The sequence below is a fragment of the Entomomonas moraniae genome (assembly GCF_003991975.1).
Classification (GTDB): domain Bacteria; phylum Pseudomonadota; class Gammaproteobacteria; order Pseudomonadales; family Pseudomonadaceae; genus Entomomonas; species Entomomonas moraniae.
In genome coordinates, this window is sequence record NZ_CP029822.1 from 1724089 (window position 1) to 1736950 (window position 12862).

Consider the following 12862-nt stretch of genomic DNA (forward strand, 5'->3'; position numbering starts at 1 on the left):
TATTAGTAAACACGTTTTTTAGGTTCAAATGTGGGTACTGTCTTAGGAGCAAAGTTGACTGCTCGCTTAGTAACACGTTTATCCTCGGGGAAATAAAGTGTATGACATAACCAATTCACATCATCACGCTCTTCATAATCTTCGCGGGCATGAGCACCACGAGACTCTGTACGTGTATTGGCCGCAATTGCTGTTGCCTCTGCAACCTCTAACAGATTTTGAAGCTCAAGCGCTTCCATTCGTGCTGTATTAAAAGCCATGCTCTTATCATTGATTTTCACATGTTCAATACGCTCACGTAATGTTTGTAGTTCTTTAACACCTTTCTCCATGTATTCACCTGTACGGAATACACCGAAATAGTTCTGCATACAGTTCTGTAACTCACGTTTCAGTGGTGCAACTTCTTCACCTTCAACACGTGCATTAAGCGAGTTGAGTCGCTTACTCGCGGCATCAATATCAGTTTGTGTAGCCGCACGGTAGTCGATACCCTCTTTTAAGGCTTTTTCTAGGTAAAGACCTGTTGCACGGCCAAAAACTACCAAGTCAAGTAATGAGTTACCACCTAAACGATTAGCCCCATGTACAGAAACACAAGCTACCTCGCCAACTGCATACAAACCTTCGATGACTACATCATTACCATTTGCATCTTGAGTTAAAGCTTGCCCATGAATATTAGTGGCTACGCCACCCATCATATAGTGACAAGTTGGAACAACAGGAATAGGTGCTGTTACAGGGTCTACATGTGCAAATGTTTTAGAGAGTTCACAAATACCAGGTAAACGGCTATGTAAAACATCTTCACCTAAATGGTCAAGCTTCAATAATACATGGTCTTTATTAGGACCTACACCATTACCGGCTAAAATTTCTTTAATCATGGAACGAGCAACAACATCACGGCTTGCAAGGTCTTTCGCATGAGGTGCATAACGCTCCATGAAGCGTTCACCATCTCTATTGATTAAATAACCACCCTCACCACGACACCCTTCAGTAACAAGCACTCCAGCACCATAAATTCCTGTAGGATGGAATTGCCACATTTCAATATCTTGCACAGGAACACCCGCACGTAATGCCATACCAATACCATCACCTGTATTGATGTGAGCATTGGTGGTTGATGCATAGATACGACCAGCACCACCTGTCGCTAATACCACAGCTTTTGAGCGGATATAAACTGTTTCACCTGTTTCCAAGCAGATGGCAATAATTCCAACAATAGCACCGTCTTGGTTTTTTACTAAATCAACTGCATACCATTCAGTTAAGAAGGTTGTTTTATTTTTTAAATTATTTTGATAAAGCGTATGCAATAAAGCATGACCAGTACGGTCAGCTGCTGCACAAGTTCTGGCTGCTTGACCGCCCTCACCAAAATTTTTAGACTGTCCACCGAAAGGACGTTGATAAATGCGACCTGTTTCTGTTCGAGAGAAAGGTAACCCCATATGCTCTAATTCAAAAACAGCTTCAGGGCCGACTGAACACATATATTCAATAGCATCTTGGTCACCAATATAGTCTGAACCTTTTACAGTATCATACATGTGCCAACGCCAATCGTCATTAGGGTCAGCAGAACCTATTGCACAGGTAATTCCACCTTGCGCAGACACCGTATGAGAACGTGTTGGAAATACTTTTGTTACAACGGCTGTTTTATAGCCTGAACTTGATAATTGTAACCCAGCGCGCATACCCGCGCCGCCGCCACCTACAACAATGGCATCAAAAGAAAGAGTGCGTATAGTAGACATAGTTTATTAGAAACCCCACAGAATCTGTATTCCCCAGACAAAAATCACAAACATTAACATACCGCATAGTGCTTGCACGAGAAAGCGAACACCTGTCGCCCACTTACCTAAAGCCATACGTGTTAAATAGTCTGTTGTAATTGTCCACATACCAACCCAAGCATGGATACTTAAGCAAAATAGTGCAAGTAAACTATAAATACGCATCCATTTGTTATTAAAAAGGTTATGCCATTGCGCATAATCTAGGTTGGGATGAAAAAGCACAAATCCTATTAAAAAAACAAAATAGGTGGCTAAAATAACGGCTGATACACGTTGAGCCATCCAATCAAATAAGCCTGAGCGCGAGAAGTTTGTTACATTGGTTACCATATGATCCAGACTCCTGCAATAAGGATAAGAACAGCAGAGACAATAAGTACTACTTTAGCGCCTAAACGGCCTTTTTCTAATGTCTCACCAATACCTAGATCCATGATTAAATGGCGTGTACCTGCTACAAAATGGTAAATCAAAGCAGAGAGCATGCCCCATACAATAAACTTCACAAAAAAGTTAGACATCCATGATTTAACTATCGCAAAGTCTTCAGCAGAAGAAAGCGATTTACCTAATAAAAAAAGTGCAATGATAAGGGATACAAAAAGAATTACACCCGTTATACGGTGTAAAATAGACGCATAAGCGGTAATTGGTAGCTTAATTGTCCTAAGGTCAAGATTGACAGGTCTTTGGCTATTCACGTTTTTATTCATCTTTATAAGCTCCCAATAGTGGAGCGGTTATTGGAAAGAATTAAACTAATTAAAAGTTAATTGTTATTAAATTTTGCTAAAATTACTATTTTACAGAGAACCTAATAGCTAATTATGCAATAGTTAGCTGCTTTTTATTATTGGCCACTAAATGCATCACTAAGTTCAAGATATTTAATATTACTAATGTTCCTCCTTAAATTATTTTATTATTTTCAATTCGGACAGGAAGCATTATAAACTAATTAGGAAATAATGAGAAGAAGCTTCCTTGCATTTTCTATGCAAGGAAGCTTTGTATTACTAGGAATTTGTATCTTTAAGCTCTGTATTGGCAGGAGGTAATAAATCTTCTCTAGAAAGTTTTAACCACACAAGTACTGGGCCTGCAATGTAAATAGATGAGTAAGTTCCTACTACCACACCAATTAACATAACCAAGGCAAAACCACCCAATGAAGGACCACCAAAAATTAATAAAGCAATCAATGCCATAGCAGTTGATACTGAAGTAGCAATTGTTCTCAATAGCGTTTGAGTAACTGACTTATCAATATTTTCAATAAGGTCTGCCTTTCTTAATACCCTAAAATTCTCACGAATACGGTCATAAATAATAATCGTATCATTAAGAGAGTAACCAATCATTGCTAATAATGCAGCAAACACCGTTAAATCGATAGGAATTTGAAAAAAGGCTATAATACCTAACGTTACTACTAAGTCATGGAATAACGAGGCAATTGCCCCAATACCAAACTTCCACTGAAAACGAAAGGCTAAGTAAATTAAAATACCTGCCAAAGCTAATAGACAAGCTATACCACCCTTATCAAGTAATTCTTTACCTACTTGAGCCCCTACCGTTTCAGCACTAATTAACTCAAACTTATTATTAGGGTCGATACTGTGTAATTTAGCAGCAACCACATTACCTATATTAGGTTCATCATTTTTTAAGCGAATTAACACACTTTCACTCGAACCAAAACTTTGAACAATCGCGTCCTCAAATTCAGACTTCTTCCCCGCCTCACTCGCAACAAGCTCTGTACGAATCTTGTCTAAATCTGCGGGATGCTCATAACGCAATTCAATCGAGGTTCCCCCCGTGAAATCCAAACCTAAATTTAGCCCTTTATGGAACAAACTAAATAGGCCAATAACCGTAATCAAAACCGTAATGGCAAATGCTATATTACGGATTTTCATAAAATGAATGGTTGATTTAATCATAATGATTCACCTTATATCCATAATTTCTTAACATTACGACCACCAAACAACAAGTTTACAATTCCGCGAGTTACCATAACGGCTGTAAATAAGGAGGTAATAATACCGAGTGAAAGGGTAACAGCAAAACCTTTGATAGGCCCTGTTCCCATTTGGAATAAAATTGCACCTACGAGCAATGTCGTCAAGTTACTATCAATAATAGCAGAATAGGCACGGTCGAAACCTTCATGTATGGCACGTTGTATTGACAAGCCATTACCCAACTCTTCTCTAATACGTGAGTAAATTAATACGTTAGCATCAATAGCCATACCCAGTGTCAACACAATACCCGCAATACCTGGTAAGGTCAGTGTTGCCCCAATAATAGACATCAACCCTGTTAACAGTACTAAGTTAAAGGCTAAAGCAACTGTTGCGATAATACCAAAGAACTTGTAGATAATGACCATAAAGATAGCAATTAGAATCATTGCCCAAATAGTCGAATCAATACCCATTTTGATATTTTCTTCACCCAAACTTGGTCCTAATGTGCGCTCTTCTACGAAATGCATAGGTGCAGCTAAACCGCCCGCCCGTAGCAATAAGGCAAGTTCTGAAGCTTCTTTGGTCGACTTAGAACCAGTAATTACAAAACGACTACCTAACACACTTTGAATTGTCGCTAAACTGATGACCTTTTTGTCTTCAATATAACCTTGAATAGCTTTCTCTTTATCACCACTTACAGCGCCACCTGTTGTTGTGTTATCACTTTTGTTAACAATAGGTCGTTGTTCAATAAAGATTACCGCCATGCCACGCCCAACATTCCCTTGGGTCGCTTTAGTCATAAGATCACCACCATGGCCATCAAGCTCAATCTCAACTTGTGGTTTATTGCTTCGTTGATCAAATCCAACTTTAGCACTGGCCACTTGATCACCGGTTAAGATGACCGAACGCTCTAACGGAACCTTACGTCCTTCATAATCAAATCGTTCAGTAGTAGCTTCAGGGCTATCAGCCATCGCAGCTAGGCGAAACTCTAAGTTTGCTGTTTTACCTAAAATACGCTTTGCTTCAGCTGTATCTTGAACCCCAGGAAGCTCTACAACAATACGGTTAACGCCTTGTTGCTGTACAACAGGCTCGGCAACACCTAACTCATTAACACGATTACGAACCGTTTGTAAGTTTTGAGTAACAGCATATGCTTCTAAATCAGAAATAACGGTAGGTAATAAGCTAAGCTGTAATATTTGCTTATCCCCTTCTGTTAAGTTTTCAATATTAAATTGATTAAATTTAGTAGTAATCGCTTTTTGTGCTTTCGCAGCTGTTTCTGGGTTATTAAAACTAAAAGCAATGACTTGATCATTCTTTTTATTTGTTACACGACGATAAAGAATGCGATTTTCACGTAACAATGATCTAATTTCACTGTCATAAATGCTAAGGCGTGTTTGTATTGCCTTATTAATATCAACTTCTAGTAAGAAGTATACACCCCCAGATAAGTCAAGCCCCAACTTCATGGGTCGGGCACCAATACTGGTCAACCAATGAGGAGTCGTCGGTGCTAAGTTTAGTGCTACCACATAATCATCGCCCAAGGTTTTTTGTAATAACGCCTTTGTCGGTAATTGACTTGATAACTTATCTAAACGAACCAATACAGCACTATGTTCTATAGCAACAGATTTAGCATGAATATTAGCATCTGCCAATATGCCTTTAACTTTCTCTACTGTCGTATCATTAACTGTTGTATTGATGTTAGTACTTGTAATTTGAATTGCTGGATCATCAGGGTAAAGATTAGGTGCAGAGTATAATAACCCTATCACTAATACTACCAAGATTAAAAGGTATTTCCATAATGGATATTTGTTAAGCATGCTGCCAACCGTCTATCAAAAAAATAAATAATCACTCTTAGGCTAAAATAAATAAGTGATGTTCTTACTCATCATCAATTGCTTTGATTGTGCCTTTTGGTAAAGTAGCTGCAACCGCCGCTTTTTGAAACTTCAACTGTACACTTTCTGAAATTGACAACACAACAAACTCATCAGTTACCTTTGTCACACGCCCTACAATACCACCTGTAGTGACTACTTCATCACCTTTTTGTAAAGCACTTAATAAATTTCGTTGCTCTTTACCACGCTTCATTTGCGGACGCAAAATCATAAAGTAAAAAACAACAATAAATCCACCTAAGAAGATCCACGTTACCATTGTATTAGGCTGGGCAGCGGCCGCTTCTTGAGCATAGGCAGCAGAAATAAAAAAACTCATAAATTACAACTCCTTATATTAAACTTTAATTTAATTTAGTGGGGGTGTTATTAAACCGCGCTTATTATAGAATTCATCTACAAAAACGGTCAATTTACCCTGTATAATAGCATTACGCAAATCATTCATTAACTTTTGATAAAATCTCAAGTTATGGATACTGTTCAACATTGCACCTAACATTTCGCCGCATTTATCCAAATGATGTAAATACGCTCTTGAAAAATTCTGGCAAGTATAGCAATCACAAGTAGGATCTAATGTTGTATCATCATGTTTATGAGTAGAGTTTCGAATCCTGACTACTCCTGTATCTACAAATAAATGACCATTACGCGCATTTCGTGTCGGCATAACACAGTCAAACATATCGATACCACGCCTCACCCCTTCAACCAAATCTTCTGGTTTACCTACGCCCATCAAGTAACGTGGCTTATCCGCTGGAATTTGAGGGGGTAAAAAATCCAACACTCGAATCATTTCTTCTTTAGGTTCGCCTACTGATAAACCGCCAATAGCTAAACCATCAAAACCGATATCACATAGCCCTTCTAATGAACGCATTCTTAAGTCTTCATACATACCGCCTTGTATAATTCCAAACAATGCAGCAGGGTTATCAGCATGGGCTATTTTTGAGCGTTTTGCCCAACGTAAAGAAAGCTCCATCGATTGCTCAGCAGTTTTTTTATCAGCAGGATAAGGCGTACACTCATCAAAAATCATGACAATATCAGAACCTAAAGCACGCTGAACCTGCATAGACTCCTCAGGACCCATGAAAACTTTAGCCCCATCAATTGGTGAGGAAAAGGTAACACCCTCTTCTTTAATTTTACGTAAAGCGCCAAGGCTAAAAACCTGAAAACCACCCGAATCGGTCAAAATAGGCTTATCCCATTGGATAAAATCGTGTAAATCACCATGTTCTTGGATAATTTTTGTACCGGGTCGCAACCATAAATGAAAGGTATTACCTAAAATAATCTCGGCACCTATTTCTTTAATATCACGAGGTAACATACCCTTGACTGTACCATAAGTACCTACGGGCATAAACGCAGGCGTTTCAACAGTTCCTCTTGGAAATGTCAAGCGGCCACGTCTAGCTTTTCCATCAGTAGCTAATAATTCAAATTGCATAAAAGACATTAAGTTTTTTTCCTCATGCCAATGGGTTACGCGTAATAAACATCGCATCTCCATAACTAAAAAAACGATACTGCTCAGCAACAGCCACTTTATAAGCATTCATTGCATGGTTATAACCAGCAAAAGCAGAAACTAACATTAATAAGGTGGATTCTGGTAGATGAAAATTAGTTACTAACGCATCCACAACATGAAAAGACTTCCCAGGATAAAGAAAAATTTCTGTATCTCCTGTAAAAGGCTTTATCTCACCCGTTAATGCTGCCGTTTCTAATGAACGAACACTGGTTGTACCTACTGCAATCACTCTTCCACCACGCTTCTTACAAGCTTTCACTGCTTCAACGGCGGCAGGTGAAACTTCAAGCCACTCTTTATGCATATGATGCTCTTCGATAGTTGAAACGCGAACAGGCTGGAACGTTCCTGCGCCTACATGGAGCGTTACAAATGCAGTGTCTATGCCTTTATCTTTAAGCATAGCCAATAGTGTTTCATCAAAGTGCAAACCAGCCGTAGGTGCTGCTACTGCCCCCTCACTTTTAGCATAAACCGTTTGATATCGCTGTTTATCTTCTAGCTCGTCACTACGATCAATATAAGGAGGCAAAGGAACATGCCCTATTTTGTTTAGAACATCAAGCACAGGTAAATTAAAAGATAACTCAAATAACGTATCATGCCTCATCAGCATAGTTGCTGTTACTTGCTCATCAAAAATAATGACATTACCTTCTTTAGGCGCTTTACTAGCTCGCACATGAGCAAGTACTTTATAAGTATCTACTATTCTTTCAACTAATACTTCTACTTTACCACCCGTTTCTTTTTGTCCAAATAACCGCGCAGCAATCACTTTTGTATTATTAAACACCATTAAATCACCTGCTCTCACATAGTCGATCAGGTCTGAAAAATGTTTATGCTCAAGCGCCCCTGTTTTTCCATCAAGCACCAATAAACGGCTCGCCGTCCGTTTCGCTAGTGGATAACGTGCAATTAAATGATCGGGTAAGTCAAAATTAAAGTCAGCAACTTGCATGGATAAAGTAGTAGTTTAGAAAATAAGGCGCAATGTTAACGATGATTGTTTAGAACAACAAGCAAAGAATAATTATTTTACAAATAAAATCTAATTTATTGTATTTTTTTATTTAATGTAGCCTCTACTCTTTGGTCTATTTGCTGAATTAGAAATGAATAAAAGGGATTATATGACGCCCTTAACAAATTATCTAAAGAAGTTACTAGCACCTCCCTTTCTCCACGAATCGCTAATGCCCCTATGCTGATACCAAACTCATTTAACAGCATTGGTTTTTCTCCATACAAAGAGTCAGTCACAGGAAAGGGTAAAGCAATATGAGATAATGAATAAAGATCTGATGGATAAGCCGTGTTTAAAGCCTCTTCAGTTGCTTTTATTTGCTGTGCTTTCGTTATATAAGCTACGGCCTCTTTGCTATCAGGGGAACGATTTGTTACAACAATGGTTTCATAATTTCTAGGTAATTTCGGAAGCAAATCCTCAATCGCGTAATACGCTTTATCTTTCAATAATGGCCCAAGTTTAACATTACGATTCACATCAAATACCACAAGCTCATGATGATGACTAGGAAGAAGATTATAAAATTCAATGGCCGAACGAGTATTAACCGTACTATCAACAACTGATAAAAAAGTGAGAATGGAGGGTAGCTTTGTTAGCTTCTGTTTCTCTAGTGAGACGACTTTTTTTTGCAAAGCGACTGTTAATTCATAAGATTGACGGGCACCATTAATAGGAAAAGAGTTATATTTAAACGGATTATATTCAGGAATGATATTAACCCATGCGGCTTTTGCAAAAGGAGGAAAAATAGCTGGCAAACCTGCTAATCCTGCAAAGCGGGCAAAACTTGTGACCCCAATCATAGGAGAGATTAAAATGACCTGATCAGGTTTAGCTAAAGCCGAATTATCTATAGAATCTAGTGTATACATCAAAGCTAAAGCACTACCATTAGAATAGCCCACAATATGTAATGGCTGTTCTTTTTCTATATAGCTTGATGCTGTTCTCACCGCCAAATACGTTGCTGCAAGCCAATCCTCCCATTTTACCGAAACTAATGCAGAGGGGGTTGTACCATGGGCAGGCATACGAATAGCAACGACCACAAAACCTTTTTTCTGATAATATAATGCAATATGTCTTAAACTATAGGGGGAATCAGTTAAACCATGAAGTAAAACAACTGCTCCCAACGGTTTATGATCAGGTTTTAATATAAAAGAGCGATTCCAATTGGTCTTAAAATTATCAGGATTGGTCGGACTGTTAATAGCGTAACGATTTAAGAGTTGTCGCTTATCTTTTGTTAATTGGTCTGTTACCTTTTGCTTTAACTCATCAAATAGCGCTTGCTCGGCTAATAAGTAGTCATCCCAATTAGCGTTCTCGATTTGTTTCGATGCTAACTCATTAAGATGAACCGTATGCCATAACTCTAGAGGTTCACCTTTTTGACTGTCATAAACCCTAATAGCAAGTAATGTTAACGCAATAATGGTAACAATCTGCGATAACCGCTTTATCCACTTTTTTGACTTAGCCCATACTAGCACGTCATACATCCCTAGAAACATCATATTCATTTTATAAGCAAGATTAATATCATAGCATTTATTTTCCATACATTATAAATACACAAACGTAAAATAGCAGAGATTGAATTCTAGACAAACAGATATTGACTTTTTATACTGCCAAACTAATTAAATACAGAGCCTGCTATCCACTCATTATGTCAAAACCATCACCACTTACTAGAAATGATGTTAAAACCCTCGCGTTAGCTAGCCTTGGTGCTATGTTAGAGATTTATGACTTTGTTATTTTTATATTCTTACTCAATGAGTTAGGGCAGTTATTCTTTCCCTCAGACATACCAAATTGGATTGTTCGACTGCAAAGTATAGGTATTTTTGCAGCAGGTTTTTTAGTACGCCCTATTAGTGGAATTATTATTGGTCATTTTAGTGATAAACAAGGCCGTAAAAAAATGTTTATCTTTACTATCTTACTAATGGCACTCCCTACACTAGGCATCAGCTTATTACCAACCTATCAAGCAATCGGCATTGCAGCACCATTATTATTACTTACAATGCGTATTATGCAAGGTATCGCCATAGGAGGGGAAATACCTAGTAGCTGGGTATTTGTTGCGGAGCACAGTGCAAAACAACGCCATGGCTTAAGTTTGGGATTATTAACTTGTGGTATCTCGGGTGGTTCATTATTAGGGGCTTTGGTATTGCTTTGCCTAAAATCAAGTTTAGATCAACAGCAAATTCTAGCTTATGGTTGGCGAATTCCATTTATGATAGGTGGTTGTCTAGGGTTAATCACTTTTTATTTACGCCAACATCTTGCAGAAACACCTGTATTCCAAGAAATTTTATCTAAACGCCAATTAGCTAAAGAGTGGCCATTAAAAACTGTCTTAAAAAACTATCTTCCTGCCACAGCACTTTGTGGTGTAATGACATGGAGCACAGCATCAGTTGTTATTATTATTATCTTATTACTTCCTGCGCAGCTTCAGCAGTTAAACCTATCAAGTACTCTTATATTTAAAGCCAATGCGCTCGCCACACTAATGATGGTATTTGGAAATATTTCGTTTGGTTGGCTGAATGATCGCCTCAACCTACGTAGCACTTATCTTTTTAGCTGGGGCGGTGTAATTGTTGCAGGCTACTACTTCTTTAGTCAACTTAGCCCAGCGATTAGTAATGCGCAATTAATAATAAACTATATGTTTATTGGCTATTTTGCTGGGGTGACTGTAACGATGCCTATCTTAGGTATTACACTCTTTCCATCAACAATAAGAGTCAGTGGTATATCCTTTGCCTATAACCTGACTTTTGCAATAACTAGCTTGATTACGCCTGTTATTATCACTCTATGGGGCCACTATAACAATATGGCATCTGCTTATTATTTAATTATTGCATCCGTCGCATCAATTGCTACAGGTTTAATTGCTTATAGGGTAAAAGGATCAGCTTTATATGAATGATATGTATCTTAAAAGATACATACTTGATTAAAACTTTTTATAAGGTTGCGTTGCCCTCTGCATCCGTTTCTTTAATTTCACTTTTCACTAAAGAACCTTTATCATTCCAATAATTCCAACGCTCGACTCGATAATCGTCATTATAACGCCCAGCTTCTTTCTTTTTCCCATTAATATCATACCAATAGATCCACACGCCTTCCCTTCTATCTGCTTGGAAATAACCCTTTTGCATTCTATTGCCTGATTGATACCAAACAGTCCATGTTCCTTCTTTTAGACCATTTTTATAGTGACCTGAGGATCTCTTTTGACCATTATCGTACCACGTAACCCATAACCCTTTACGTTTGCCTTGATCAAAAACCCCTTTTCTCTCAACTTGTCCATTATTAAACCAAGTAATTAACAAGCCGTTAATAGCCATTTGATCATAGCTGAGTAGATCAAAATTATCTTGTTTAGCTTTTTCTATATCAGAGACTAAAAAAGGTTCTGTTCTTTTTTCACCAGAAGCATAAAAATCTTGCACAATAAAGAACATTCCCTTTGGACCTTTACTAACACGGTAAAAATCTTTATCTCTTGCTAAAATGGTGGATTGTGAAGGGCTGTTATTTTTTTCAGTAGCAGTATTTTTCTCATCCAAAGGTAGTGTTGCTTCAGAGAACTCAGCTATATTACAATTTGTTTCAGCACGTAGACTATTAATTTGAATATCAGCTAATGTTGTACTATTAAGTGATTCTTGTGCTGATGAAAAGCCAATAATAAAATAAGAGATAGAAACAGTGACTAATAATTTATTCATATCACCCGTTTCCTATAGTCGCCTATCTATTAAACAGCAAGATTGTTCTAACATATTGATATCATATAAAATTAAAATAACAAGCACTGATAAAGACCTTTCAGTACTAAATTCGATGCCAATTAATAATAAACCAAAAAAATACTTCTGTTCTTAATAATTTGTTACGGCATATAAATTAGGTAATGTATCCATACTTCTGGAAGAACGAGGAGCAATAATTAACTCAACTCGTCTGTTTTGTTCACGCCCTTTTGCTGTTTTAGCGGAGGAGATTGGCTGATTAGAACCAACACCTGTTGCATACATCCTACTGCGTGGTAATCCCGCAACAGAAAAAACAGATCCAACACTTTTAGCTCGTTGAGCACTTAGGGTATTATTAGCCAGTGCGGTTCCCGTTGCGTCCGTATGCCCCACAATGATCATCACTTTACTTGTATCTTGCTTAACCAACTTAGCTATTTTAGTCAAAGGGGTTAATGTAACAGGCATCAAAACATCCGGTCTTTTAGGATTAAAACTCCCTTTAACCGGCATAATAACAACAATGCTATCGCCTCTTTCTACAACCTCAAAGTTTGACTCTGCTACCGCTTGTTTAACCAATATAGTATTTAAACCTATAGAGGTATAAGTTACGTTGCCCCTTTTAACTTGGACAATTTCTTTAGGCTTTTGCTCTGAGTTAGAGCAAGCTACCAATAAAAAAGAGACAGTGCTGATAATTGCGTATTTAGTAAAATTTAATTTAATCATGATATC

At 37.8% G+C, this 12862-nt stretch carries 12 protein-coding genes; 1 reads left to right on the forward strand and 11 read right to left on the reverse strand.

The window, feature by feature from the left end; translation table 11 throughout:
- Positions 1-2: 2 nt before the first annotated feature.
- The 9 genes from sdhA to DM558_RS08260 form a co-directional block, all read right to left on the reverse strand.
- On the reverse strand, positions 3-1775 hold the full coding sequence (sdhA, locus tag DM558_RS08220) for a succinate dehydrogenase flavoprotein subunit (protein WP_127163387.1): 1773 nt from the start codon (positions 1773-1775) through the stop codon (positions 3-5).
- Between the two features lie 6 nt (positions 1776-1781).
- The gene (gene sdhD, locus DM558_RS08225; RefSeq protein WP_127163389.1) at positions 1782-2150 is read right to left on the reverse strand and encodes a succinate dehydrogenase, hydrophobic membrane anchor protein; all 369 of its coding nucleotides are present in this window, start codon (positions 2148-2150) and stop codon (positions 1782-1784) included.
- Positions 2144-2521: a succinate dehydrogenase, cytochrome b556 subunit gene (sdhC, locus tag DM558_RS08230; RefSeq protein ID WP_109704298.1), complete on the reverse strand. Its 378-nt coding sequence runs from the start codon at positions 2519-2521 to the stop codon at positions 2144-2146. Before sdhC ends, sdhD begins: the two co-directional genes overlap by 7 nt.
- Positions 2522-2836: 315 nt before the next feature.
- Positions 2837-3766: a protein translocase subunit SecF gene (gene secF, locus DM558_RS08235; protein WP_177412519.1), complete on the reverse strand. Its 930-nt coding sequence runs from the start codon at positions 3764-3766 to the stop codon at positions 2837-2839.
- 14 nt (positions 3767-3780) lie between these two features.
- Positions 3781-5655 (reverse strand): protein translocase subunit SecD, encoded by a 1875-nt coding sequence (gene secD / locus DM558_RS08240; RefSeq protein ID WP_127163393.1) that lies wholly within the window; start codon positions 5653-5655, stop codon positions 3781-3783.
- A 64-nt stretch (positions 5656-5719) separates the two neighbouring features.
- Positions 5720-6058, reverse strand: a complete 339-nt coding sequence (gene yajC / locus DM558_RS08245) for a preprotein translocase subunit YajC (protein WP_109702170.1) — start codon at positions 6056-6058, stop codon at positions 5720-5722.
- 30 nt (positions 6059-6088) lie between these two features.
- Entirely contained in the window at positions 6089-7204 is a 1116-nt protein-coding gene (gene tgt / locus DM558_RS08250) for a tRNA guanosine(34) transglycosylase Tgt (protein WP_127164843.1), read from the reverse strand.
- A gap of 22 nt (positions 7205-7226) precedes the next feature.
- Complete coding sequence (gene queA, locus DM558_RS08255; RefSeq protein ID WP_127163395.1) at positions 7227-8255, reverse strand: tRNA preQ1(34) S-adenosylmethionine ribosyltransferase-isomerase QueA; 1029 nt, start codon at positions 8253-8255, stop codon at positions 7227-7229.
- 95 nt (positions 8256-8350) lie between these two features.
- Positions 8351-9892, reverse strand: coding sequence for an alpha/beta hydrolase (locus DM558_RS08260; protein WP_228411716.1), 1542 nt, complete (start codon positions 9890-9892; stop codon positions 8351-8353).
- Between the two features lie 110 nt (positions 9893-10002).
- Here DM558_RS08260 and DM558_RS08265 point away from each other — a divergent pair, with 110 nt between their 5' ends.
- Entirely contained in the window at positions 10003-11286 is a 1284-nt protein-coding gene (locus DM558_RS08265; protein ID WP_127163397.1) for an MFS transporter, read from the forward strand.
- 37 nt (positions 11287-11323) lie between these two features.
- On the opposite strand, the gene DM558_RS08270 is transcribed toward DM558_RS08265, so the two are convergent.
- Both DM558_RS08270 and DM558_RS08275 read right to left on the reverse strand, forming a co-directional pair.
- On the reverse strand, positions 11324-12097 hold the full coding sequence (locus DM558_RS08270; protein WP_127163399.1) for a toxin-antitoxin system YwqK family antitoxin: 774 nt from the start codon (positions 12095-12097) through the stop codon (positions 11324-11326).
- Positions 12098-12250: 153 nt separating this feature from the next.
- A complete protein-coding gene (locus DM558_RS08275; protein WP_127163401.1) occupies positions 12251-12856 on the reverse strand; it encodes an OmpA family protein in 606 nt (201 codons plus the stop codon).
- Between the last annotated feature and the right edge of the window lie 6 nt (positions 12857-12862).